The sequence below is a fragment of the Streptomyces sp. NPDC001796 genome (assembly GCF_042892355.1).
Lineage (GTDB): Bacteria > Actinomycetota > Actinomycetes > Streptomycetales > Streptomycetaceae > Streptomyces.
Map to the genome: position 1 here is coordinate 109,606 of NZ_JBIAUC010000005.1, position 24,150 is coordinate 133,755.

Annotated in this window: 20 protein-coding genes and 1 riboswitch; of the genes, 11 read left to right on the forward strand and 9 right to left on the reverse strand. The window is 71.1% G+C overall.

The annotated features are described in order from the left end of the window. Positions 1-161 precede the first annotated feature (161 nt). The 3 genes from ACFYZE_RS12560 (at position 162) to ACFYZE_RS12570 (ending at position 2,975) form a co-directional block, all read left to right on the forward strand. Positions 162-977 (forward strand): ABC transporter ATP-binding protein, encoded by an 816-nt coding sequence (locus ACFYZE_RS12560; RefSeq protein ID WP_103841426.1) that lies wholly within the window; start codon positions 162-164, stop codon positions 975-977. Beyond that, complete coding sequence (locus ACFYZE_RS12565) at positions 967-1,830, forward strand: ABC transporter permease (RefSeq protein ID WP_388991617.1); 864 nt, start codon at positions 967-969, stop codon at positions 1,828-1,830. Before ACFYZE_RS12560 ends, ACFYZE_RS12565 begins: the two co-directional genes overlap by 11 nt. A gap of 83 nt (positions 1,831-1,913) precedes the next feature. Further along, complete coding sequence (locus tag ACFYZE_RS12570; protein ID WP_388991619.1) at positions 1,914-2,975, forward strand: ABC transporter substrate-binding protein; 1,062 nt, start codon at positions 1,914-1,916, stop codon at positions 2,973-2,975. A gap of 17 nt (positions 2,976-2,992) precedes the next feature. Here ACFYZE_RS12570 and ACFYZE_RS12575 read toward each other — a convergent pair whose 3' ends face one another. From ACFYZE_RS12575 to ACFYZE_RS12590, 4 genes are all read right to left on the reverse strand, one after another. Beyond that, the gene (locus tag ACFYZE_RS12575; protein WP_388991621.1) at positions 2,993-3,682 is read right to left on the reverse strand and encodes a response regulator; all 690 of its coding nucleotides are present in this window, start codon (positions 3,680-3,682) and stop codon (positions 2,993-2,995) included. Next, positions 3,679-5,400, reverse strand: a complete 1,722-nt coding sequence (locus ACFYZE_RS12580; RefSeq protein ID WP_388991622.1) for an ATP-binding protein — start codon at positions 5,398-5,400, stop codon at positions 3,679-3,681. The genes ACFYZE_RS12575 and ACFYZE_RS12580 overlap by 4 nt, the downstream gene beginning before the upstream one ends. Before the next feature lie 120 nt (positions 5,401-5,520). Further along, complete coding sequence (locus tag ACFYZE_RS12585; RefSeq protein ID WP_388991624.1) at positions 5,521-6,471, reverse strand: sucrase ferredoxin; 951 nt, start codon at positions 6,469-6,471, stop codon at positions 5,521-5,523. 43 nt (positions 6,472-6,514) lie between these two features. Then, the gene (locus ACFYZE_RS12590; RefSeq protein WP_388991625.1) at positions 6,515-7,771 is read right to left on the reverse strand and encodes a citrate synthase; all 1,257 of its coding nucleotides are present in this window, start codon (positions 7,769-7,771) and stop codon (positions 6,515-6,517) included. A gap of 95 nt (positions 7,772-7,866) precedes the next feature. On the opposite strand from ACFYZE_RS12590, the gene ACFYZE_RS12595 reads away from it, so the two are divergent. Together ACFYZE_RS12595 and ACFYZE_RS12600 are read left to right on the forward strand one after the other, a co-directional pair. Further along, complete coding sequence (locus tag ACFYZE_RS12595) at positions 7,867-9,030, forward strand: citrate synthase (protein WP_388991628.1); 1,164 nt, start codon at positions 7,867-7,869, stop codon at positions 9,028-9,030. Positions 9,031-9,352: 322 nt separating this feature from the next. Continuing rightward, positions 9,353-10,006: a class I SAM-dependent methyltransferase gene (locus ACFYZE_RS12600; RefSeq protein ID WP_388991631.1), complete on the forward strand. Its 654-nt coding sequence runs from the start codon at positions 9,353-9,355 to the stop codon at positions 10,004-10,006. Positions 10,007-10,220: 214 nt separating this feature from the next. Here the strand turns inward: ACFYZE_RS12600 and ACFYZE_RS12605 are convergent, their stop codons facing one another. The 3 genes from ACFYZE_RS12605 to ACFYZE_RS12615 all read right to left on the reverse strand — a co-directional run bounded on the left by ACFYZE_RS12605 (position 10,221) and on the right by ACFYZE_RS12615 (position 11,505). Continuing rightward, on the reverse strand, positions 10,221-10,484 hold the full coding sequence (locus ACFYZE_RS12605; RefSeq protein WP_388991634.1) for a hypothetical protein: 264 nt from the start codon (positions 10,482-10,484) through the stop codon (positions 10,221-10,223). 148 nt (positions 10,485-10,632) lie between these two features. Next, the gene (locus tag ACFYZE_RS12610) at positions 10,633-10,869 is read right to left on the reverse strand and encodes a hypothetical protein (RefSeq protein WP_388991637.1); all 237 of its coding nucleotides are present in this window, start codon (positions 10,867-10,869) and stop codon (positions 10,633-10,635) included. A gap of 111 nt (positions 10,870-10,980) precedes the next feature. Further along, on the reverse strand, positions 10,981-11,505 hold the full coding sequence (locus tag ACFYZE_RS12615) for a DUF6082 family protein (protein ID WP_388991639.1): 525 nt from the start codon (positions 11,503-11,505) through the stop codon (positions 10,981-10,983). A 369-nt stretch (positions 11,506-11,874) separates the two neighbouring features. On the opposite strand from ACFYZE_RS12615, the gene ACFYZE_RS12620 reads away from it, so the two are divergent. Continuing rightward, positions 11,875-12,987, forward strand: coding sequence for a CobW family GTP-binding protein (locus tag ACFYZE_RS12620; protein WP_388991642.1), 1,113 nt, complete (start codon positions 11,875-11,877; stop codon positions 12,985-12,987). Position 12,988: 1 nt separating this feature from the next. Here the strand turns inward: ACFYZE_RS12620 and ACFYZE_RS12625 are convergent, their stop codons facing one another. Then, positions 12,989-15,445 carry a DNA topoisomerase (ATP-hydrolyzing) subunit A gene (locus ACFYZE_RS12625; protein WP_388991646.1) on the reverse strand — a complete coding sequence of 819 codons (2,457 nt, stop codon included), beginning with the start codon at positions 15,443-15,445 and terminating at the stop codon, positions 12,989-12,991. 306 nt (positions 15,446-15,751) lie between these two features. Between ACFYZE_RS12625 and ACFYZE_RS12630 the strand changes: the two genes are divergently transcribed. The 4 genes from ACFYZE_RS12630 (at position 15,752) to ACFYZE_RS12645 (ending at position 20,539) form a co-directional block, all read left to right on the forward strand. Further along, the gene (locus tag ACFYZE_RS12630; RefSeq protein ID WP_388991649.1) at positions 15,752-17,116 is read left to right on the forward strand and encodes a M16 family metallopeptidase; all 1,365 of its coding nucleotides are present in this window, start codon (positions 15,752-15,754) and stop codon (positions 17,114-17,116) included. Then, on the forward strand, positions 17,113-18,501 hold the full coding sequence (locus ACFYZE_RS12635; RefSeq protein ID WP_388991652.1) for a M16 family metallopeptidase: 1,389 nt from the start codon (positions 17,113-17,115) through the stop codon (positions 18,499-18,501). Before ACFYZE_RS12630 ends, ACFYZE_RS12635 begins: the two co-directional genes overlap by 4 nt. A gap of 223 nt (positions 18,502-18,724) precedes the next feature. After that, a riboswitch (cyclic di-AMP (ydaO/yuaA leader) is annotated at positions 18,725-18,875 on the forward strand. 12 nt (positions 18,876-18,887) lie between these two features. After that, positions 18,888-19,640 carry a M23 family metallopeptidase gene (locus tag ACFYZE_RS12640; protein ID WP_388991655.1) on the forward strand — a complete coding sequence of 251 codons (753 nt, stop codon included), beginning with the start codon at positions 18,888-18,890 and terminating at the stop codon, positions 19,638-19,640. A 203-nt stretch (positions 19,641-19,843) separates the two neighbouring features. Then, positions 19,844-20,539, forward strand: a complete 696-nt coding sequence (locus tag ACFYZE_RS12645) for a GntR family transcriptional regulator (RefSeq protein ID WP_388991658.1) — start codon at positions 19,844-19,846, stop codon at positions 20,537-20,539. A 318-nt stretch (positions 20,540-20,857) separates the two neighbouring features. Here ACFYZE_RS12645 and ACFYZE_RS12650 read toward each other — a convergent pair whose 3' ends face one another. Then, a complete protein-coding gene (locus ACFYZE_RS12650) occupies positions 20,858-21,139 on the reverse strand; it encodes an HPr family phosphocarrier protein (RefSeq protein ID WP_103844608.1) in 282 nt (93 codons plus the stop codon). A gap of 154 nt (positions 21,140-21,293) precedes the next feature. Between ACFYZE_RS12650 and ACFYZE_RS12655 the strand changes: the two genes are divergently transcribed. Next, positions 21,294-24,107, forward strand: a complete 2,814-nt coding sequence (locus ACFYZE_RS12655; RefSeq protein WP_388991661.1) for a GNAT family N-acetyltransferase — start codon at positions 21,294-21,296, stop codon at positions 24,105-24,107. The last annotated feature ends 43 nt before the right edge of the window (positions 24,108-24,150 follow it).

Below are 24,150 nucleotides of genomic sequence, written 5' to 3' on the forward strand. Positions count from 1 at the left end.
CGGGCCTCTTTCTCCGAAGGCCATGCAGGCGTTACGCCCGTGTTTCGGCTCCGCAGTTGTAGCGCGAGCAAAATGAGCACAACAGACTCTTGCAAGCAGAAGTCGAGGTTGCGCCCAGAAGACTCCTGCCGTGGCCCGCGCCACACCTACCGTCCCGGGCCATGAGCGCAGACACCAGCCCCGCCATCGAGCTACGGGGCGCGAGCAAGACCTTCCGGACCCCGTCAGGCGGTCTGCACACGGCCGTCAGGAACCTGGACCTGACCGTCGGGCGCGGCGAGTTCGTCGCCGTCGTCGGACCCACCGGATGCGGCAAGTCGACGACACTCACCCTGGTCAGCGGCCTCGAGGAGCCCACCGAGGGCGAGGTCCTGGTGGCCGGCGAGCCGGTCTCGGGAGTCGGCGACAAGGTCGGTTTCGTCTTCCAGCAGGACGCCACGTTCCCCTGGCGCACGGTCCTGTCCAACGTCATGGCGGGTCCGCGCTTCCGGGGTGTGCCCAAGGCGGAGGCCAGGCAGAAGGCCCGTGAATGGCTGGCCCGGGTGGGGCTCGCGGCCTTCGAGGACCGCTACCCGCACCAGCTCTCCGGCGGTCAGCGCAAGCGTGTCGCCCTCGCCGCCACCTTCGTCAACGACCCCGAGATCCTGCTGATGGACGAGCCGTTCTCGGCGCTCGACGTGCAGACCCGGGCGCTGATGTCGGACGAGTTGCTGGAGCTGTGGGAGGGCACGGGCGCCTCCGTCGTGTTCGTCACCCACGACCTGGAGGAGTCGATCGCGCTGGCCGACAAGGTCGTCGTGATGACCGCCGGACCCGCCACCGTGAAGCAGGTCTTCGACATCGACCTGCCCCGGCCGCGCAAGGTCGAGTCGGTGCGCCTCGAGCCGCGGTTCATCGAGATCTACCGCGAGATCTGGGAGTCCCTGGGTGAAGAGGTCCGCATCACGCGCGAGAGGGGTGCCGCCCATGTCGCCTGAAGTCATCTCCGCGCCCACTCCCGTCGACACCCCCAAGCCCGACCGCGCTCATTCACGCGCGCGTGCCGCCCGCAGACGCAAGGCCGTCGTCCTGCTGGTCCGCGTGCTGCTCCTGGTCGCCGTGCTCGGCCTCTGGGAGGTGCTCTCCCGGAGCAGGGCCATCGACCCGTTCAACTTCTCGATGCCGTCGAAGATCTGGGACCAGATCTCCACCTGGGTGATGCACGGCACCGCGCAGGGAGCGCTCGGCGAACAGATCTGGGTCACGCTCCACGAGGCGCTGCTCGGCTGGATCATCGGCGTGATCGCCGGTGTCGTCTTCGGTATCGCGCTGGGCCGGATCGCCTTCCTCGCCGATGTCCTCGGCCCCTACATCAAGGTGCTCAACTCCATTCCGAGGATCGTCCTCGCCCCGATCTTCGTGATCTGGTTCGGGCTCGGACCGTCCTCCAAGGTCGCCTCCGCCGTCGTCCTGGTCTTCTTCCCGGTCTTCTTCAACGCCTTCCAGGGTGCCCGCGAGGTCGACCGCAACCTCGTCGCCAACGCCCGCATCCTGGGCGCCAGTGACCGCCGGGTGACACTCCAGGTCGTCATCCCGTCGGCCACCTCGTGGATCTTCACCAGCCTCCACGTCAGCTTCGGCTTCGCGCTCATCGGCGCCATCGTCGGCGAGTACATCGGCGCCACGAAGGGCATCGGCCTGCTCGTCGCACAGTCCCAGGGCACCTTCAACGCGGCCGGTGTCTACGCCGCGATGGTCATCCTCGCGGTCGTCGCGCTGGTGGCCGAAGGGCTGCTCACCTTCGCCGAGCGCCGCATCTTCCGCTGGAAGCCGTCGGACTCCGGGCACTGACCCGCCCCGAAGGCTCCGGTCAACGCTCCGGTCCCGCCCGCAGTTTCCTCCCGCACCGCCCTCTCACAAGGACGTGAACCACCATGCGCAAGTCCGCCAGAATCGCCGCCCTCGCCGCGGCCGGCCTGCTCGCCGTCACCTCGCTCACCGCCTGCGCCAACGACGCGGCCACCACCGCCTCGTCGGACTCCGGCAGCAAGGGCGACGGCAAGGGCGAGAAGGTCAAGATCATGGTGGGTGGCCTGGACAAGGTCATCTACCTGCCCGCCATGCTCACCCAGCGGCTCGGCTACTTCGACGCCGAGGGCCTCGACGTCGAACTGCTGAGCGAGCCGGCCGGTGTGCAGGCCGAGACCGCCCTTGTCTCCGGCCAGGTCCAGGGGGCCGTCGGCTTCTACGACCACACGCTCGACCTGCAGACCAAGGGCAAGTACGTCGAGTCCGTGGTGCAGTTCTCGCACGCACCCGGCGAGGTGGAGATCGTCTCGAACAAGAGCGCCAAGGACATCACCTCGCCCAAGGACTTCAAGGGCAGGAAGCTAGGCGTCACCGGCCTCGGTTCCTCGACCGACTTCCTCACCAAGTACCTCGCGGTCAAGAACGGTGTGCAGGTCAGCGAGTTCAGCCCGGTCGCCGTCGGCGCCGGTCCGACGTTCATCTCCGCCCTCCAGCAGGGCTCCATCGACGCCGGCATGACCACGGACCCGACCGTCGCCACGGTCCTGCAGAAGAACCTCGGCCAGGTGCTCGTCGACATGCGGACACCGCAGGGGTCGCAGGAGGCACTGGGCGGCCCGTACCCGTCGTCGAGCCTGTACATGCAGACGGACTGGGTCAACAGCCACAAGGACACCGTCCAGAAGCTCGCCAACGCGTTCGTCAAGACCCTCAAGTGGATGTCCACACACTCCGCGAACGAGATCGCCGCCAAGATGCCGGCCGACTACTCGAAGGGCAACAAGACGCTCTACGCGAGCGCCATCAAAAGCACGCTGCCGATGTTCACCAAGGACGGCGTGATGCCCGAGGACGGCCCACAGACCGTCGAGAAGGTCCTCAAGGCGTTCAACCCCAACATCAAGAACGCCACGATCGACCTCGGCAAGACGTACACCACCGAGTTCGTCAAGAAGGCCACCGGCTGAGCCCGAACGGCCGTGCCTCAGGCGCGGGTCGCCCACACGTAGCGGTGCTCGGGGCGGCCCGCGTCGCCGTATTTCAGGGTCAGCGTGGCCCGCCCCGTGCGCTCCAGGAGCTTCAGATAGCGCTGGGCGGTCTGGCGGCTCAGCCCGGTCCGTTCGGCGACCTCTTGCGCGGACAGCGGCCCTGGGGCGTCCACCAGGGCACGGCGTACCAGCTCCGCCGTCGTCGCCGAGTGCCCCTTGGGCAGCCCCGGCTCCGAACCCGCCGACAGAGCGCCGAAGATCCGGTCGACCTCCGCCTGTTCGGCCTCGCCGCCGCCGTCGAGGGTGCGCCGCAGCTCGGCGTACGCCTCCAGCTTGGCGCGCAGGCCCGCGAAGGCGAACGGCTTGACCAGGTACTGGAGCGCGCCGTGCCGCATCGCGGCCTGGACGGTCTGGATGTCCCGGGCCGCCGTCACCATGATCACATCCGTCTGGTGGCCGCGCCGGCGCATCTCCTGCACGACCGCGAGCCCGGTCTCGTCGGGCAGGTAGTGGTCCATCAGCACCAGGTCGAGGTGGGGCAGCGTCTCCATCTGCCGCAGCGCGTCGGCCGCGTTGTGCGCCTGGCCGGCCACCCGGAAGCCGGCGACCTTCTCCACATACGCGGCGTTCACCCGGGCGACCCGGGGGTCGTCGTCCACGACCAGTACGTCGATCGGCCGGGTCATCGCGACTCCTCCTCGGGGAGCGGGGCGGGTGTGTCCGGGGCAGGCGCCCTGTCCGTCGGTGTCCGACGGGCGGGGACGGGGACCCCGCGGTCCGCGGCGGCCGGCTCCGGTCCCTCGAGCGCCTCGGGGAGGACGACGACGAACTCCGCGCCTCCTCCGTCCGCCTCGGTCACCCGGGCGCTGCCTCCCTGGCGTTCGGCGAGTCGGCGCACCAGGGACAGCCCGATGCCGCGCTTGCCGTGCGCCGGGGGCTGCTTGGTGGACCATCCGTCCGTGAAGACCAGCTCCCGCCGCTCGGCGGGTATCCCGGGACCTGTGTCGCGCACCCTGAGGACCGCCGTGCGCCCCTCCGAACGCAGCTCGACCTCCACGCGCGCGTGCGGAGTGCCCGCGACGGCGTCGAGTGCGTTGTCGACCAGGTTCCCGACGATCGTGACCAGACCTCTGGGGTCGATCAACCGGTCCGGCAGCAGTGTCCGGTCCGCGATCCACAGGGCCACCCCGCGCTCGCCGGCGACCGTCGCCTTGCCCACCAGCAGGGCCGCGAGCAGCGGATCGTGGATCTTCTCGGTGACTTGTTCCGCCGTGGCCCTGTGGTCGCCCACCACCTCGCCGACGAACTCCACGGCGTCCTCGTACATCTCCAGTTCCAGCAGTCCCAGAAGGGTGTGCATGCGGTTGGCGTGTTCGTGGTCCTGCGCGCGCAGGGCGTCGATCAGACCGCGTGTGGAGTCCAGTTCGCGGCCCAGCTGCTCCAGCTCGGTGCGGTCCCGCAGGGTGGCGACGGCGCTTCCGTCGTCGGTGGGCATGCGGTTGGCGACGAGGACCCGGTGCCCGCGCACGGTGAGCAGGTCGGTGCCCGTGACCCGTCCGGCCAGCACATCGGTCGTACGGCCCTTGCCGAGCGCGTCGTCGAGGGAGCGGCCGACGACCTCGTCACCTATGCCCAGCAGGCGCTGCGCCTCGTCGTTGACCAGCCGCACCCGCCCCTCGCGGTCCAGGGCGACGACGCCCTCCCTGATGCCGTGCAGCATCGCCTCCCGCTCGGCGAGCAGCGCGGAGATGTCCGAGAAGGCGAGGTCACGGGTCTGCCGCTGAACCCTGCGCGAGATCAGATAGGCGGCCAGCGCGCCGATCGCCAGGGCCGCGCCCGCGTACGCGAACAGCCCCGGGATCGCGTGGATCAGCCGGGCCCGGACGCTGTCGTACTCGATGCCCACCGAGACCGCCCCGATGATCCTGCCGTGGGCGTCCCGCAGAGGCACCTTGCCGCGGGCCGAGCGGCCCAGGGTGCCGCTGTCGATCTGCATGATCTCCTTGCCGGCCAGGGCCTCGCTCGGGTCGGTGGAGACGATCTTGCCGATCTGCCAGGTGTCCGGGTGCGACCAGCGCACGCCCCTTGTGTTCATCACCACGACGTACTCGGCGTGACTGGCCTTGCGGATGCGCTCCGCCTCCTTCTGCACCGGCCCGTCGGGCGACGGCAACGCTCTCTGCACATCCGTGGAGATCTGCGGCTGGGCCGCCGTGGTCTGCGCGATCGCGAGGGCCCGGCGCATCGCCTGGTCGTCCAGCAGACGGCTGAGCGGCGCCAGGAACAGCCCGGTGGCGAGCACGGCCACGCCCGCGGCGATCGCCACCTGCATCAGCAGGACCTGCGAGAACATCCGCCGCGGCAGACCGAGGCGCAGTCGTCGTGCAGGGGCAGAGGGGCTCATGGGTACGACGGTACGGGGACGGGTGCGCCGTGCCGTAGGGGGTGTGGCGTGGATCTCCTGTGCGGTGCAGGTGCCGCCCCCTCACGGGAAGCCGGCCTCGTCCCGCGCGGAGCCCGCGCCTCAGCAGTGCGCCGGGTGGACGGCGACCGCGGTGCGCAGCTCGCGCACCGACACCACGTCCATCCGTGCCGGGGAACCCAGCGCAGAGCCGCAGCTCTCCGGGCGCGGCGGCAGCGAGGCGCCCTGGGCCACGACGACGCGCCACAGGCGGCCGTCGGCGTGGGCGACGGTGACCTTCCAGCGGGGCGCCGCGCCGTCGGTGCACAGGACGGTCAGCGCTTCCGCCGCGTACTCGTGGGCCGCCGTGCGCACCGCCAGCTCCGCGGCCTGCGCGGGCCGCTCCCAGGCGGAGCTGCCACGGCATCCCTCGACCACGACACGCCCTTCGCGCACGGCCTGGAGGACCTCCTTGACGTGGGCGGCCTGGGCCCGCCCGTACGCGTATCCGAACGGCAGGACGAGCACTGTGGGGGAGAAGCGGTGGCCGCCGAGGTGGGTGACCTCCCAGACGCCGCGGACGCCGGAGGCGGTCAGCTCGGCCGCGAGGGGACGGCCGAGGAGGGCGCAGCAGCGGTCGCGCCTGCCGTTGGTGCAGACGAAGGCGAGCGGGTCGCCGCTGTGCGGCCGTCCCTGGAGAACCGTGTCGAAGCTGTGCGGGTCGCCCGCGCCGAGGGCGGCGAAGTCCAGATCGAGCAGCCGCTCCGGCGCGGAGGTCGTGGCTGCGTGCAGCCGGACGTTCCCGGGCACGGTGTGCGCCACGTACACCTGCCGTTCTGCGGGCGTGCCGCAGTCGGCGTGCCGCCCGGGGCGGCGGATGAGCGCGATCCGTACGCCGGTGCCCTCCGCGGCCGCTTCCAGGGCGCGGCCGAGCGCCCGGTCCAGGTGGCTGGAGGTGAGCGCCTTGGGACCCCAAGGGCCGGGCTGTTCCAGGAGCAGCCAGGTCCTAGCGGTCGCCGCGGTACCCGCGAGGGGCTCGTCGAGGTCCCGGGACGCGGTCGTGCACGTACTCACAGAGGTGAGCCTAACCTGACTTGGCCGGCGGTGAGTGTCGGGCCTACTCGGGGAGCGGCTGTGGCGGGCGCGCTCCCGTGTAGCGCCCGCTGGGACGCATGCGCAGCGGGCGTTCCTCGTACTCCTCCAGGGTGTGGGCGATCCAGCCCGCGGTGCGTGCGACGGCGAAGACGGTCTCGCCGGCCGTGGCGTCCATGCCGGTGCTGGCCGTGAACACGGCGAGGGCCAGGTCGACGTTGGCGTGCAGGGGCGTGTGACGGGCCGCGGTGGACTCGATGTCCCGGGCCGCCGCCAGCGCGGGTGCGGCGGACGGAAGGCCCTCGAGGGCCGCGAAAAGGGCACGCGCGCGAGGGTCCTCGCCGGGATACAGGCGGTGTCCGAGTCCGGGGATCCGGCGCCCGGCGCGCAGTTCGTCGGCGACCACGGGAACCGCGGTGCCCCGGTCCAGGACCTCGAGGAGCATCCGGTGCGCCAGGCTGCTTGCCGCGCCGTGCAGGGGGCCTTCCAGCGCGCCGAGTCCGGCGGAGACTGCGGCGTAGGCGTGTGCGCGGGCCGAGGCGGCGACACGGACCGCGAGCGTCGAGGCGGCCAGGTCGTGGTCGACGAGCAGTCCGAGCGCCATGTCCAGGACACGAAGTGACGCCTCGTCCGGCGCGCGGCCGCTGAGCCGTGTCCACAGTCGCCGCGCCAGCGGACCCTCGTCGCGGTGGTCGCGCCGCAGCGGCGGGAGGGCGGCGACGAGGGTGGGGATGAGGGTGCGGGCGGTGCCGAGGACGGCCTCGGGCGACAGGTCGAAGCGGAGTGGGTCCGCGGTGGCCGCCGCGATCGCCGCGACCCGCAGCCGGTCGAGGGGGCCGGCGTGCTCGGGCAGCGCCTTCACTGCGCGGCGGGCGACGGTCACGGTGGCGTCCGGTGCGGTGAAGGTGATCCCGGGGCACAGGCGTCCGGTCCACAGCCACTCGGCGATCTCCTCGTAGGAGTGCTGCGCGGCCAGTTCGGTCGCGTCGACGCCGCGGAAGTAGTACCGGTCCTTGTCGATCAGCGTGATGCCGGTGCGGACCGAGAGCTCACCGGCGGTGCGTGACGTCCCGCTCGGCTCGCGCCGGTTGCGCCGGGCGAGCGCCGCCACCTCCTTGGCGTCGAAGGTGCTGCCACGGCCGCCGGGTTCGCGACGGCTGCCGAGCTGGCCCCGGCTCACATACGCATACACCGTCTCGGGCTTCACGCCGAGCAGTTCGGCGGCCTCCTTGGTGGTGAGCCGACGCCCGTCGTGACGGGCGGCCGCTTCGTGATCCCTCATGACCGACACCGTACCCATGGATGATGCATTGATTGAATCAATATTGACAGAAGAGAGTCAAGCATGGACAGTTCCATCAAGTTCAAGGAGGAAACATGCCGATCGACAGGGCCGCATCCACCTCCGTCGACGTGCCGCGCGGACTCGCGGGCGTCGTCGTCACCGACACCGCACTGGGTGACGTCAGGGGGCTGGAGGGCTTCTACCACTACCGCCAGTACTCCGCCGTCGAACTCGCGCAAACCCGCGGCTTCGAGGACGTCTGGTACCTGATGATCCACGGCGGACTGCCGGACGTCGCGCAACGGTCCGCGTTCACCGCGCGGACCGCGGGGCTGCGCCGCCTGCCCGAGGACGTACGGGCCGCGCTGCCCGCGGTGGCGGCGGCGACCGGCCGGTCCGGTCCGCTGGCCGGCCTCCGTACGGCGCTCTCGCTGCTCGGCGCGGCCAAGGGCTTCCGGCCGGTGTACGACATCGACGCGGACCGGCGGCGAGAGGACACGTTCACGGCGAGCGCGGCCGTCCCCACGCTGTTGACGGCGCTGTACCGGCTGGGCAGGGGTCTCGAGCCGGTCGAGCCGCGCGAGGACCTGCCGCACGCGGCCAACTACCTCTACATGCTGACGGGGACCGAGCCCGACCCGGAGCGGGCCCGGGCGGTCGAGCAGTACTTGATATCGACCATTGACCATGGATTCAATGCATCAACCTTCACGGCGCGGGTGATCGCCGCGACGGGCGCGGACGTCGCGGCCGCCCTCGTTGGAGCCGTCGGCGCCCTGTCCGGCCCGCTCCACGGCGGAGCACCGAGCCGCGCCCTGGACACCCTGGACGCGATCGGCACGCCCGACCGCATCGACTCCTGGATCCGAGCACGTGTCCTCGCCGGCGACCGCATCATGGGCTTCGGGCACCCGGTCTACCGCACGGAGGACCCGCGCTCGCGGATGCTCCGCGGTATCGCGGAGCGGTTCGGCGGGCCGCTGGTCGACTTCGCGATCGAGGTCGAACGCCGGGTGGTAGCCATCCTGGCCGAACTGAAGCCCGGGCGGGATCTGCACACGAACGTGGAGTTCTACGCCGGCGTCGTCATGGAACTGTGCGGCCTGCCGCGCGAGATGTTCACCCCCACCTTCGCGACGGCCCGGGTGGTCGGCTGGAGCGCCAACATCCTGGAACAGGCCGAAGACCCCAAGATCATCCGTCCGGCGGCCCGGTATGTCGGCCCGGAACCGCCGGTGGCAGTGCCGGCGGCCTGACCGGCGGGCCGGTCACTCCTCCGCCCGTTCGCGGGGCCGTGGCCGCCCAGGACGCGGCGGCGGCGCACCGCTCTCCTGTGGCACTGCGGCGTGCAGCTTCGCGGGTGCCGCCGTTGGCCGCTTCCGCACCGTGCACAAGCCGGCCGCTGATGACGACGGATGCCACGCTCACCATGGCCATGCCCGCAGTCGCCGATAGTGCTCTGACCGGAAACGATCATCGGAGTGGTGTGACGGCCGAGTGTCCACGGCGGTGGATGTCGCGCAGGTCGACTGAAGGTCGTGACACGGCCTGTCAGTTCTCTGGTCTAGGGTCGCCCGCATGGCTGAGCCCTCCTTTCTGACCGCCGTGCGCGAGTCGTACGACACGGTCGCCGCCGATTACGTCGAACGCGTCCCGCCTCCAGCCGAGATGGACCCGCTGTCACGCGCGATGCTTGCGGGGTTCGCCGAACTCGTGCGGACGGCCGGTCTGGGGCCGGTCGCGGACCTGGGATGCGGCCCCGGCCGCGTGACGGCGCACCTGGCCGGGCTGGGAGTGTCCGCCTTCGGCGTCGATCTGTCACCGAAGATGATCGGGCTGGCCCGGCACGCCTATCCGGACCTGCGGTTCACCGAGGGCTCGATGACCGCGCTGGAGATGAGGGACGCCGAGCTCGGCGGCATCCTGGCCTGGTACTCCACCCACCACACGCCCCCGCAGTGGTTGCCGGCGGTGTTCGCCGAGTTCCACCGCACGCTCGCGCCCGGCGGCTACCTGCTCTGGGGAGACTATGTCGGCGATGAACGGCTGCAGCCGACCCGGGGCTATGGCCGTCCGGTGTCCTACGAGTCGTATCTCCTGCCTCTGGACCGCATGATCGGCCTGCTGGAGCAGGCCGGACTCGTCGTCACCGCGAGGCTGGAGCAGGAGCCTGGCGGACGGGTGAACAGACCGCACGCGTGCCTGCTGGCCCGCAAGCCCGAAAAGCCCTGACGGGGCTTGTTCCTGCGGCGAGGCCGCTGGTGTCAGATCGCCGACGGTCACGGCGCGGCCCTCAGGCCGCGGGGTTGAGAGGGCGGCCGCCCCAGCGGATGCCTTGCTCTTTCTGGCAGCCCACCGTGCCTCCCTCGATGGCCCCGAGAAGTCCGCCGGGCAACGGACCCGGTTCCGGTGGGGAACCGAGCCCGTGGTGTCTGCCGAGCCGCTGTCAGGCGTCGGGGATGTCCGTCTTGGCCCGGACCAGGGTCTCCCGCGCGACGATGCGCTCATGGTCCGCGCGCCGGGCGGCCTGGGGGAGTACGCCTGCGACCACGTCGGTGACATCCGTGCCGATGACGGCGAAGTCGCCGTCGGTCAGCTCGAAGACGTCGGGACAGGTGGAGCCCGTCGTGCAGCCCCTCTGCCGCGGGCCGGCGCCTGTCCCGCGTTTCAGTCGCGGCGGCGAGGGGGCTGCGGGCGGTATCAGCTTCATGCGAGTCGCCTCCAGGTCCTCGACGTGCCGGTGGAGAAGCAGCTTTACGGCATGTCGGTGACCGCGCGATCGCGGGTCGCGACCTGGCCGATCACGCGCCGGCTGCGCCCAGGAGTGGGTGACGTCCTGGTGAGCGAGGCAGGAGGCGTCAGGCGTCGGGGATGTCGGCCTTGGCCTCGATGAGCGTCTGCCTGCTGATGACGACGATGCGTTCGTAGGCAGCTCGTGCGGCGTCGGGCGGCAATGCGCCGTCGAGCTTGTCGGTGGCGTCCGTCCCGATGACGGCGAAGCTGCCGTCGCTGAGCTCGAAGATGTCGGGGCAGGTCTCGGCGGTGGCGCTGCCGCGTTCACGAGGAGACACACCGATGCGACGCACGATCTTCAACGGGAATCCCGGTCCTTTTGTGAACAGTAGGTGGTTGGGCGGGGACAGGTTAGCCCTTCGATGCCGACGGCGCGTTCGCCGATAACCCAACCGGCAGAGAACGGCCGGGCCCTACTCGACCGGGGGAGCGCCCACGACCCACCATTCATCGGTGTCGGCATCGTCCAGGTCCTGGATCAAGCCATCCACCATGCGCCCCACGCGCGCTTCGTTCGAGGAGTACGGCAGGCTCTCGCGGTGGTGACGGGTCGCCTCCCAGTACTCGCGGAAGACCCCGCTCTGGCACACCACCCGCAGATGCCCGTACAGCTCCTCCCAGCTGAGGATGCCGGTGCGGTACAGCTGCAGGGTGTTCGTGTACCAGGCGTTCGCGAAGATGTACTGGCGGCGCAGGGTCGGCCGTTTCTCGGGCGGCGCCGCGCTGAGGTCCACCGTGCTCATCACGGCGGCCAATTCAGGGTCCTGCATCGCCTTGTCCAAAAGGTGGAAGTGTGCGCGCTGCTGCTCGATGCGCAGCCTCGTCTGGTTGAACTTGCGCTGCTGCAGAGCGAACAGAGCCAAAGACCCTGCCGCGAACGCGAGGCCTGCCACGGCAGCGGAGCCCAGTCCGCGCGTCCCGAGCTTCTGTGTGACCATGTCAACCCCCGAATCAGGCGACCGTCCGCCGGTCGTCGGGTGCGGGTCGACTGGTGGGGACCGGCGAGCGAGTGGGCGGCGCGCTTGCCGTCTCCCAGGGTGCCGAGCGGCTCTGATCGGCCGGGAGGCGGAGAGGAGGCGCATGGAGGGAAGCGAGGGTCGCACGCTCCTGCGCCTGTCCAACGTCTGCCCCGCAAGTGGTGCTGACAATCGTTCACTTCGAAGGGTGTCCCCGCACTCGTATCCTGGGCCGGCATTCAATCCTCGTACGAGAGCCGACCCGTTGCGGCGTGAGCCGGTCCGTGAGCCGTCCCCGTACGGCGCCGGTCCGCGCGCCGGCGGGCGCACGGGTGTGAAAAGGGGCGCACAGTGACCCAGTCGTCGAGTCCACAACAGATACCGGTCGTCGTACTCGCCGGATTTCTGGGTTCCGGCAAGACCACCCTGCTCAACCACCTCCTCCACCACAGCGGAGGCAGCCGCATCGGGGCCGTCGTCAACGACTTCGGGGCCATCGAGATCGACGCGATGGCCGTCGCCGGAGCGCTCGGGGACTCCACCGTCTCCCTCGGCAACGGATGCCTGTGCTGCGCCGTCGACGCGAGCGAACTCGACCTCTACCTCGACCGTCTCGCCCAGCCCTCCGCCGGCATCGACGTCATCGTCATCGAGGCCAGCGGACTCGCCGAACCGCGGGAACTGGTCCGCCTGGTGCTGGCCAGTGAGCAGCCGCGCGTCGTCTACGGCGGGCTCGTCGAGGTCGTCGACGCCGTCGAGTTCGACGCCACCCGCCAGAGGCATCCCGAACTCGACCGCCATCTCGCCCTCGCCGACCTCGTCGTCGTCAACAAGACCGACCGGGCCGAGGACAGCGAGCGGGTCCTGCGGCTGGTGCGCTCGCTCGCAGGCCGCGCCGCCGTCGTCCCGGCCGCCTACGGGCGCGTCGACCCGGAGTTCCTCTTCGACTGCCGGCCGGCCGAGGAACGCGTCGGGCAGTTGTCCTTCGACGACATCACCCGACAGGACGGGCACGGGCACGGGCAGGACGATGCGCACCACGCCCATCTGCACACCGCGTACGACAGCCTGTCCTTCCGCTCCGCCGTGCCCATGAACCCCCGCCGGCTGCTGGACTTCCTCGACAGCCGACCGGAGGGCCTGTACCGGATCAAGGGGTACGTGGACTTCGGCCCGGCGGACACGTACAACCGGTACGCCGTGCACGCCGTGGGACGGTTCCTGCGGTTCTACCCGGAGCCGTGGGGGACCGTCGGCGAGCGGCTCACCCAGCTCGTCCTCATCGGGTCGGGCCTCGACACCGCAGCCCTCGGCAAGGAACTCCAGGCGTGCACGGACGACGCCCCGCACGCCGACGAGCACAGCATGTGGGGCGTCCTCCGCTACGTCCAGGACAAGGAGGCCGAGGTCCCTCAGGTCGAAGCCCCTCAGGACCTCGGCGACCTCGGCGACCTCGAGGGATGACCTACACCGGTCCCGCCACCGCCGCGACCGTCTTCGGCAGCGACACGCCCGAGCCGTCGCGCCGCGGGTCGATCTCGGGAAGCTCGGCCGGCGTGCCGTTCTTCTGCGCCGCCCGAGCCGGGGCGGCGCCCGCCCACGCGAACGACAGGCAGTCCTCGCCCTTCAGGAACCGCTGGCAGCGCACACCGCCCGTGGCGCGGCCCTTGCGCGGGTACTGGTCGAACGGCGTCATCTTGGCCGTGGTCTGCACCGAGTCGTCCAGCGTGCCGCGCGAGCCGGCGACCGTGAAGACCACCGCGTCGAGGGCCGGGTCCACCGCCGTGAACGAGATCACCTTGGCGCCCTCGGCCAGCTTGATGCCCGCCATGCCGCCCGCCGGACGACCCTGCGGGCGGACCTGGGAAGCGGGGTAGCGCAGCAGCTGGGCGTCGTCCGTGATGAAGACCAGGTCCTCCTCACCCGTGCGCAGCTCGACCGCGCCGACGATCCGGTCGCCCTCCCTCAGGGTGATGACCTCCAACTCCTCCCTGTTCGCCGGGTAGTCGGGGACCACGCGCTTGACCACGCCCTGTTCCGTGCCGAGCGCGAGACCCTGGGAGGACTCGTCCAGCGTCGTCAGGCACACCACCGTCTCGTCCTCCGTCAGGGAGACGAACTCCGAGACCGGCGCACCCCCGGACAGGCTCGCCCGCGTCGCCGTCTCCGGCAGCTGCGGAAGGTCGATCACGTTCACCCGCAGCAGCCGGCCGGCGGACGTCACCACGCCCACCTCACCGCGCGCCGTCGCCGGGACGACCGAGACGACCACATCGTGCTTGGCGCGCCTGCCGTCGGCGTCCTCCGCGAACGGGTCGTTGTTGGCCGTACGCGCCAGCAGGCCCGTCGACGACAGCAGCACCCGGCACGGGGCGTCCTCGACCTGCAGCGGCACCGTCGGGGCCGGCACACCGGAGGACTCCAGCAGCACCGTGCGCCGGTCCGTGCCGAACTTCTTGGCCACCGCGGCCAGTTCGTTGGAGACCAGCTTGCGCAGCTCCGCGTCCGACTCCAGGATCCGGGTCAGCTCCTCGATCTCGGTGTTGAGCCGGTCCTTCTCCGCCTCCAGTTCGATGCGGTCGTACTTCGTCAGACGGCGCAGCGGCGTGTCGAGGATGTACTGCGTCTGGATCTCGCTCAGCGCGAAGCGCTCCATCAGGCGCTCCTTGGCCTGCGCGGAGTTGTCGCTGGAGCGGATCAGACGGATGACCTCGTCGATGTCCACCAGCGCGGTCAGCAGGCCCTCGACCAGGTGCAGACGGTCGCGCTTCTTGCCGCGGCGGAACTCCGAGCGGCGGCGGACCACGTCGAAGCGGTGGTCCAGGTAGACCTCGAGGAGCTCCTTGAGGCCCAGCGTCAGCGGCTGGCCGTCGACCAGGGCCACGTTGTTGATGCCGAAGGACTCCTCCATGGGCGTCAGCTTGTAGAGCTGCTCCAGGATCGCCTCCGGCACGAAGCCGTTCTTGATCTCGATGACCAGGCGCAGGCCGTGCTGCCGGTCGGTGAGGTCCTTGACGTCGGCGATCCCCTGGAGCTTCTTCGAGCCCACCAGGTCCTTGATCTTGGCGATCACCTTCTCCGGGCCGACCGTGAAGGGCAGCTCGGTGACGACGAGACCCTTGCGGCGCGCCGTCACGTCCTCCACGGAGACCGTGGCCCGCATCCTGAAGGTGCCGCGGCCCGTCTCGTACGCGTCGCGGATCCCGGGCAGCCCCACGATCCGGCCGCCGGTGGGCAGGTCCGGGCCCGGGACGTGCTTCATCAGAGCGTCCAGGTCCGCGTTCGGATACCTGATCAGATGACGGGCGGCCGCGATCACCTCGCGCAGGTTGTGCGGCGGCATGTTCGTCGCCATGCCGACCGCGATGCCCGACGCGCCGTTCACCAGCAGGTTCGGGAAGGCGGCGGGCAGGGCCACCGGCTCCTGCTCCTGGCCGTCGTAGTTGGGCGCGAAATCGACCGTGTCCTCGTCGATCGACTCGGTCATCAGACCCGTCGCCTCGGCCATCCGGCACTCGGTGTACCGCATGGCGGCCGGCGGGTCGTCGTTGCCCAGCGAGCCGAAGTTGCCGTGGCCGTCGACCAGGGGCACGCGCATCGAGAACGGCTGGGCCATGCGCACCAGGGCGTCGTAGATCGACGCGTCGCCGTGCGGATGCAACTTGCCCATGACCTCGCCGACGACGCGGGCGCACTTCACATAGCCGCGGTCGGGGCGCAGGCCCATCTCGTTCATCTGGTAGACGATCCGCCGGTGCACCGGCTTGAGGCCGTCCCGGGCGTCCGGCAGGGCCCTCGAGTAGATGACCGAGTACGCGTATTCGAGGAAGGAGCCCTGCATCTCGTCCACGACGTCGATGTCGAGGATCTTCTCCTCGTACGAGTCGTCGGGTGGCGGGGTCTTCGTGCTGCGGCGGGCCATCGCTGCCGGCTCCTTCACCGTCTGTGCTGGGCATGGAAACGAATCTGACGCCGACCATTGTGGACCGCCGCACCGACAACGGGGACCGGGGCCCTTCCGAGGGGCCGTGAACCGGCCCGGCGGCGATCACGACCGTCCCGCCCCCGACGCGTCAACAGCGAGCGTCCCCCACCCCCCGTAATCATGGTCTCGCTCTCGGCGTACGCCGCCCGGGAACTTCGCCACCGGTCGGCGCGCTTGCATACAGTGACAGGACCGGCAGGAAACCGCGGTTTCCGCGAAAGCTCCGCGATCGAAGGGACGTACATGCCCATGGGTCACACGGCCACAGCCGAGGCAGGCTCCGGGGGCCTGACAGCGACCGAGCACCGCTTGGCCAACGGCCTGCGCGTGGTGCTCTCCGAGGACCACCTGACCCCGGTCGCGGCGGTGTGCCTCTGGTACGACGTCGGCTCCCGCCACGAAGTTCAGGGGCGCACGGGTCTCGCCCACCTCTTCGAGCACCTGATGTTCCAGGGCTCCGCCCAGGTCAAGGGCAACGGCCACTTCGAGCTGGTGCAGGGAGCGGGCGGCTCGCTCAACGGCACCACCAGCTTCGAGCGCACCAACTACTTCGAGACCATGCCCGCCCACCAGCTGGAGCTCGCCCTCTGGCTGGAGGCCGACCGCATGGGCTCCCTGCTCGCCGCGCTCGACGACGAGTCCATGGAGAACCAGCGGGACGTCGTGAAGAACGAGCGCCGCCAGCGCTACGACAACGTCCCCTACGGCACCGCCTTCGAGAGGCTGACCGCCCTCGCCTACCCGGAGGGCCACCCCTACCACCACACGCCGATCGGGTCGATGGCCGACCTGGACGCGGCCACCCTGGAGGACGCACGCGCGTTCTTCCGCACCTACTACGCGCCGAACAACGCGGTGCTGTCCGTCGTCGGCGACATCGACCCCCAGCAGACCCTGGCCTGGATCGAGAAGTACTTCGGGTCCATCCCGTCCCACGACGGCAAGCCCCAGCCGCGCGACGGCTCGCTGCCCGAGATCATCGGCGAGCAGCTGCGCGAGGTCGTCGAGGAGGAGGTTCCGGCGCGTGCCCTGATGGCCGCCTACCGGCTGCCGCACGACGGTACGCGCGCGTGCGACGCGGCCGACCTGGCGCTCACGATCCTCGGCGGCGGCGAGTCCTCCCGCCTGTACAACCGGCTCGTGCGCCGTGACCGCACCGCCGTCGCCGCCGGGTTCGGCCTGCTGCGGCTCGCCGGAGCGCCTTCGCTCGGATGGCTGGACGTGAAGACCTCCGGCGACGTCGAGGTGCCCGTCATCGAGGCCGCCATCGACGAGGAGCTCGCCCGGTTCGCCGAGCGGGGCCCGACGGCCGAGGAAATGGAGCGCGCCCAGGCCCAGTTGGAGCGCGAGTGGCTGGACCGGCTCGGCACGGTCGCGGGCCGTGCCGACGAACTGTGCCGGTACGCCGTGCTGTTCGGCGACCCCCAGCTCGCCCTGACCGCCGTGAAGCGCGTGCTCGAGGTCACCGCCGAGGAGGTGCAGGAGGTCGCCAAGGCCCGCCTGCGCCCCGACAACCGCGCGGTGCTCGTGTACGAACCGGTCGGGGCCGAGGCCGGGGCCCCGGAAGCAGCCGAGACCAGCGACGAGACCGAGGAGTCGGCGAAGTGAGCGAGCTCGCGACCATGGAGTTCCACCCGCAGCCCCAGCCCGGCGAGGCCCGGCCCTGGGCTTTCCCGGCGCCCGAGCGGGGCACGCTCGACAACGGCCTGACCGTGCTGCGCTGCCACCGCCCCGGCCAGCAGGTCGTCGCCGTCGAGGTGCTCCTCGACGCTCCCCTGGACGCCGAGCCGGCCGGCCTCGACGGCGTCGCCACGATCATGGCGCGCGCCTTCTCCGAGGGCACCGACAAGCACTCCGCCGAGGAGTTCGCCGCCGAGCTGGAGCGCTGCGGCGCCACCCTCGACTCGCACGCCGACCACCCCGGCGTCCGCCTCTCCCTGGAGGTTCCGGTCTCCCGCCTCCCCAAGGCGCTCGGACTGCTCGCCGACGCACTGAGGTCGCCGGCGTTCGCGGACAGCGAGGTGGAGCGCCTGGTACGCAACCGCCTCGACGAGATCCCGCACGAGATGGCCAACCCGGCGCGCCGCGCCGCCAAGGAGCTCTCCAAGGAGCTGTTCCCGGCGTCCTCGCGCATGTCGCGCCCGCGCCAGGGCACCGAGGAGACGGTCGAGAACATCGACGCCGCGGCCGTCCGCGCCTTCTACGAGCGGTACGTGCGCCCCGCGACGTCCACCGCGGTCGTGGTCGGCGACCTCACCGGGATCGATCTGGACGAGCTCCTGGGCGACACCCTCGGCGCCTGGACGGGGGAGCCCTCCAAGCCGCGACCGGTGCCCCCGGTGAGCGCCGACGACACCGGCCGCGTGATCATCGTGGACCGTCCCGGCGCCGTCCAGACACAGCTGCTCATCGGCCGTGTCGGGCCCGACCGCCACGACCGCGTGTGGCCGGCCCAGGTGCTCGGCACGTACTGCCTCGGTGGCACCCTCACCTCCCGCCTGGACCGCGTCCTGCGCGAGGAGAAGGGCTACACCTACGGGGTGCGGGCCTTCGGACAGGTGCTGCGCTCCGCGCCCGACGGCACGGGCGCCGCGATGCTCGCCATCAGCGGCTCCGTCGACACGCCGAACACCGGTCCGGCGCTCGACGACCTGTGGAAGGTGCTGCGCACCCTGGCCGCCGAGGGCCTGACGGACGCCGAGCGCGACGTCGCCGTACAGAACCTGGTGGGGGTGGCACCGCTGAAGTTCGAGACGGCGGCGGCCGTGGCGAGCACGCTCGCCGACCAGGTCGAGCAGCACCTGCCGGACGACTACCAGTCGACGCTGTATCAGCAGCTGGCCGCCACGGGCACGGTGGAGGCCACCGCGGCGGTGGTGAGCGCCTTCCCCGTGGACCGTCTGGTCACCGTGCTGGTGGGCGACGCCGCGCAGATCAAGGAGCCTGTCGAGGCGCTCGGCATCGGTGAAGTGAGCGTCGTCGCCGCCGAGTAGAGCGGACCGTACGCGCGCGTGCGCCGCGCTGTCCCGGGGCCCTGGTGACTTTCCGTGTCACCAGGGCCCCACCCGTTGGCGGGTTTGTCCGTATTGCCACAGAGGCTGCCTCTCTGCCCTGTGGGATGCGCTACAAACCCCGTTCTCCGTTTGCTGATTGAAAGCCAGTCCCCTTAGCTTCGTTCGGGCTGTCCGTCAGGCAGTGCGCCGCACCCGCGGCACCGGACAGTCATCGCCGAGTCCCCGTACGGCGCGAGCCAGGGGAGCCGGGGACCCAAAACCACAGTCCCTGGGGTGAATCGGGCGCGAGCCCGTAGGAGACCTTCCTGCTCCGAACCCGTCAGCTAACCCGGTAGGCGAGAGGGAAGGAAAGGACCAGCCACTTCATGGCGTTCACCTGCGCCACCGGGAAGCACCGTCGCCCGAGCCGCGTGAAGCGTACGACTGCGAACGCCGTCGGTGTCGCCGCGCTCACCACCACCGGTGTCATCGGCACCCTGGCCGCCCCGGCCCTCGCCGCCGGCGCCCCCGTCGAGCAGACCGGGCTGATCCAGGCCGTCACCCTCGGTGACTCGGTCGCCGAGAAGATCGACGCACAGGCCGCCGCACAGAAGCAGGCCGCCGAACAGAAGCAGGCCGAGGAGGCCGCGCGCAGGAAGGCCGCCGAGAAGGCCCGCCAGGAGCGCGAGGCCAAGGAGCGGGCCGCACGCGAGGCCGAGCGCAGGCGTCTCAACATGTTCGTGCCGCCGATCTCCGACTCCTACGTCTCCACCGGTTACAAGTCCGGTGGCTCCCTGTGGTCCTCCGGCTCCCACACGGGCATCGACTTCCACGCCGCCACGGGCACGCCCGTGCACGCCGTCGGCGCCGGCACCGTCGTCCAGACGGGCTGGGGCGGCGCGTACGGCAACCAGATCGTCATCAGGATGAACGACGGCACCTACACCCAGTACGGCCACCTGTCGTCCATCGGCGTCTTCGTGGGCCAGCGGGTCGTCCCGGGCCAGCAGATAGCCCTCTCCGGGGCCACCGGCAACACCACTGGGCCGCACCTGCACTTCGAGGCCCGCACCACTCCCGAGTACGGCTCGGACATCGACCCCGTCGCCTACCTGCGCTCGCACGGCGTGAACGTCTGACGGTCCGCGCCCGCGACAGGCTCGCCCGCATCCGACGGCCCCGGCTGATCAGCCGGGGCCGTCGTCGGCTTTCGAACGGTTGTCTGTCCAAAAAATATCCCTGGATTCCGGCCCGCCGTCGGAAATTCCGGCCCACTGCAATAGAGTCGGTTGAACGCGCGTCAATCGCGTACGTTTCACGGGGATTAAGACGGAGGTCGGTCATGCGTATTCCGGCGCACTCGGTCTGCACGGCGATCCGTGATGACATCGTCGCGGGTGTCTACGAGCGCGGCAGCCGGCTCACCGAGGAACTCCTCGCGCGGCGCTACGGCGTCTCCCGCGTCCCCGTGCGCGAGGCGCTGCGCACCCTGGAGGCCGAGGGCTTCGTCGTCACCCGCCGGCACGCGGGGGCGTGCGTGGCCGAACCCACCGAGCAGGAGGCCGCCGACCTGCTGGAGATGCGGATGCTGCTGGAGCCGCTCGGGGCCGCGCGGGCCGCGCAGCGGCGTACCGAGGCCCACCTCAAGGTGCTGCGCGGCCTGGTCCGGTTGGGCCAGGAGCGGGCCAGGAGGGGCCACAGCGATGATCTGCGCTCCCTGGGCGGCTGGTTCCACGAGACGCTGGCACAGGCCTGCGGGAGCCCCGCGCTGACCTCGACGCTCGCCCAGCTGCGGCACAAGATCACATGGATGTACGCGGTCGATGCGCCGGTCAGCCCCGTGGAGTCCTGGGCCGAGCACGGCGGCATCGTGGACGCCGTCGCGCGCGGGGACAGCGAGCGGGCGCGGGCGATCACGGCGCTGCACACGGAACACTCCACGGCCGCGCACCGGCTCCGCTTTCCCGGCGGGACGGACCGCGCGGACCGCGTGAGAACTTCGCAACACCCCGTAAACATGTCGGCGCTCCGGCATTAACACGGGCGCCGTATACAAAGAGGGATATTCGGTTGGAGCCCTGTTTTCGGCTGCCCGTTTTCCGCGTACGTCCGTAAATTCGGCGTGCGTCGTTTCGGCATGTCCTGTGCGGCTTTATTCGTCGTGACGAAAAAACACGTGCGCCGTTTTTATTGCGTGCGCCGTTCCTCGCCGTTCTGCCCCTTCCTCGCCGTCGCCTGCGCCGGGACCGCGGGCATCGCCGGTTCCGCCCCTCTCCGGCGGAGCTTGCCCGGAATGGCAAAAGCCGCGCCGCCATGACGGCGGCGCGGCTGAAGCACGGTGCTGCTGCCCGAAGGGTCAGACGGTCTCGGGGAGTTCCTCGAGGCCCTCGGCGACCAGCTTGGCCAGGCGGTCGAGCGCGGCGTCCGCGCCCTCCGCGTCGGAGGCCAGGACGATCTCCTCGCCGCCCTGGGCGCCGAGGCCCAGAACCGCCAGCATGGATGCGGCGTTGACGGGGGTGCCGCCCGCCTTGGCGATCGTCACCGGGATGCCGGAGGCGGTGGCTGCCCGGACGAAGATGGAGGCGGGGCGGGCGTGGAGACCCTCGGCCCAGCCGACGTTGACGCGGCGCTCAGCCATGTGTTGCTGCCCTTCAGGTGTATCAGGGTTGTCTAGACCAGTGTTCCATAGGTGAAGCGTGCCCGGAAGGCCGTCGTCCGTCCTCGGCGGGCCGGGACCGGTCCCCTCAGCCTGCCTCGCGCCGCCTGCGCACGCGAGCCTTACTCTGGGGCCCATGCAGACCACGTCGGACCGGCACGAGTACCCCGCCCACTGGGAAGCCGACGTGGTGCTGCGCGACGGCGGCACCGCGCGCATCAGGCCCATCACCGTCGATGACGCCGAGCGCCTCGTCAGCTTCTACGAGCAGGTCTCGGACGAGTCGAAGTACTACCGCTTCTTCGCGCCGTACCCGCGCCTGTCCGCCAAGGACGTCCACCGCTTCACGCACCACGACTTTGTGGACAGGGTGGGACTCGCGGCCACGGTCGGCGGCGAGTTCATCGCAACCGTACGCTATGACCGCATCGGTACCGACGGCCTGCCCGCCTCCGCGCCTGCCGACGAGGCCGAGGTCGCCTTCCTCGTGCAGGACGCGCACCAGGGACGGGGCGTCGCCTCCGCCCTGCTCGAACACATCGCGGCGGTGGCCAGGGAGCGCGGCATCCGCCGGTTCGCCGCCGAGGTGCTGCCCGCCAACACCAGGATGATCAAGGTGTTCACGGATGCCGGGTACCAGCAGAAGCGCAGCTTCGAGGACGGTGTCGTACGCCTCGAGTTCGACCTGGAGCCCACCGACCGGTCGCTGGCCGTCCAGCGCGCCCGGGAGCAGCGGGCCGAGGCACGCTCCGTGCAGCGGCTGCTCGCACCCGGCGCGGTCGCCGTGATCGGCGCCGGCCGCACGCCCGGGGGAGTGGGCCGCAGCGTTCTCGACCACCTCAGGGAGGGCGGGTACACCGGCCGCCTGTACGCGGTGAACCGGGCGTTCGCCGCGGACGGGACGGAGCTCGACGGCATCCCCGCCCACCGCTCGGTCCGCGACATCTCCGAACCGGTCGACGTCGCCGTGGTGGCCGTGCCCGCCGAGCACGTCCCCGAGGTCGTCACCGAGTGCGGCGAGCACGGGGTGCAGGGGCTCGTGGTGGTCTCCGCCGGGTACGCCGAGAGCGGGCCCGAGGGACGGGAGCGGCAACGGGAGCTGGTACGGCAGGCGCGGTCGTACGGCATGCGGATCATCGGGCCGAACGCCTTCGGGATCATCAACACCTCGCCGCAGGTCCGGCTCAACGCCTCCCTCGCCCCCGAGATGCCCCGCCCCGGGCGCATAGGACTGTTCGCCCAGTCGGGCGCCATCGGGATCGCCCTGCTGTCACGGCTGCATCGGCGCGGCGGAGGGGTGACCGGCGTCACGGGCGTCTCGACCTTCGTCTCCTCCGGGAACCGGGCGGACGTGTCCGGCAACGACGTCCTCCAGTACTGGTACGACGACCCGGACACCGACGTCGCCCTGATGTACCTGGAGACCATCGGCAACCCGCGCAAGTTCGCCCGCCTCGCCCGGCGCACGGCGGCCGCCAAACCGCTGGTGGTGGTGCAGGGCGCGCGGCACGGGGGCGCGCCGCAGGGGCACGCGGTACGGGCCACACGCCTGCCGCACGCCACGGTGTCCGCGCTGCTGCGGCAGGCCGGGGTGATCCGGGTGGACACGATCACGGAACTGGTGGACGCGGGCCTGCTGCTGGCCCGCCAGCCGCTGCCCGCGGGGCCCAGGGTGGCGATCCTCGGGAACTCGGAGTCGCTGGGGCTGCTGACGTACGACGCGTGCCTCACGGAGGGCCTGCGGCCCTCGCCGCCGCTCGATCTCACGACGGAGGCGTCGGCCGAGGACTTCCACCGGGCGCTGGTCGCCGCGCTGGCCGACGACTCCTGTGATGCCGTCGTCGTGACGGCGATACCGGCGGTGGGGGAGACGTCGCCGGGGGACGCGGAGTTGGCCGAGGCGCTGCGGTCCGCCGCCGCGGCGGCTCCCGCGAAGCCCGTGCTGGTGGTGCACGTGGAGCTGGGCGGGCTCGCAGAGGCCCTGTCTGCCGCCGCGAGTACGGGTCCCCAGGCCGGCACCGTGGAACGACCGCACCCCGAGGTCGTGGACGCCGTACCGCGGCCCGCGGCCGAGGCGCCACCGGACTCCCGCCTGATCCCCGCGTACCCCGCCGCCGAGCGCGCGGTCCGGGCACTCGCCGAAGCCGTCAAGTACGCGCAGTGGCGGCGGGAGGCCGCCGAGCCCGGCAAGGTGCCCGAGTTCGACGACATCGACGAGAAGGGCGCCGCCGAGCTGATCGACCACCTGCTCTCGCGCGGCCAGGGGCTCACACTCGGCACGGACGAGACCTGTGACCTGCTGGCGCGCTACGGCATCCACGTCCGCCGGGCGCTGCCCGCTCCCACTCCGGAGGCCGCTCTCGAGGCGGCCCGCGCGATCGGCTACCCGGTGGCCCTCAAGGCCACCGCCCCGCACCTGCGCCACCGCGCCGACCTGGGCGGCGTACGCCTCGACCTGGCGGACGAGGAGCAACTGCGGCGGGCGTACGCCGAGTTGACGTCCCTGTTCGGCAAGCCGGAGGAACTGCGGCCGGTCGTGCAGGGCATGGCACCACGCGGCGTCGACACCTTCGTACGGACCGTCATCGATCCCGCGGCCGGGGCCGTCCTGTCGTTCGGGCTCGCCGGGGCCGCCTCCCAGCTGCTCGACGACATGGCGCACCGACTGATTCCGGTCACCGACCGCGACGCCACCTCCCTGGTCCGGTCGATCCGGACGGCCCCGCTCCTGTTCGGCTGGCGCGGCTCCGATCCGGTGGACACACCCGCCCTCGAGGAGCTCATGCTGCGCGTGTCACGGCTGGTCGACGACCATCCGGAGGTCGTCGCGGTCACCCTGGAGCCCGTCGTGGTCGCCCCGCGCGGCCTCAGCGTGCTCGGCGCCACCGTCCGGCTGGCGCCCCCACCCGCCCGCGACGACCTCGGACCGCGCAGGCTCCCGGTGTACTGAGCAGCGGCGAGCGGTGCCTCGCAGTCAGTGCGCCCCCGTAGGA